This is a genomic window from Streptomyces sp. RPT161, assembly GCF_027533845.1.
GTDB lineage: Bacteria > Actinomycetota > Actinomycetes > Streptomycetales > Streptomycetaceae > Streptantibioticus_A > Streptantibioticus_A silvisoli_A.
Window position 1 is genome coordinate 1 of record NZ_JAPZVN010000125.1, and the last position, 285, is coordinate 285.

Here is a 285-nt window from a genome sequence, read left to right on the forward strand (position 1 = left end):
ATCGAGGAAGTCCGGTATCTGCTCTCGCTGCTGCCGTCCAACAACCGGCAGATGCCTCCGGGTGCGGACTGCCAGGACCCCGCCGACCGGCGTGCTGAGGCGTTGTTGAGCCTGGTGCCCGTGGACGGCAGTCGTCCGTACGACATGCGCAAGGTGATCGAGGAGATCGTCGACGACGGTGACTTCCTCGAGGTGCACGAGCGCTGGGCGAAGAACGTGCTGTGTGCGCTGGCCCGCCTCGACGGACAGGTGGTCGGTCTGGTGGCCAACCAACCGCAGGTGCTC

The 285-nt window shown here is 66.3% G+C and carries 1 protein-coding gene; it reads left to right on the plus strand.

What is annotated here, in order from left to right; genetic code table 11:
• The coding region (locus tag O5O46_RS35205; protein WP_333482460.1) for a carboxyl transferase domain-containing protein at window positions 1-285 on the plus strand (285 nt) is incomplete at both ends.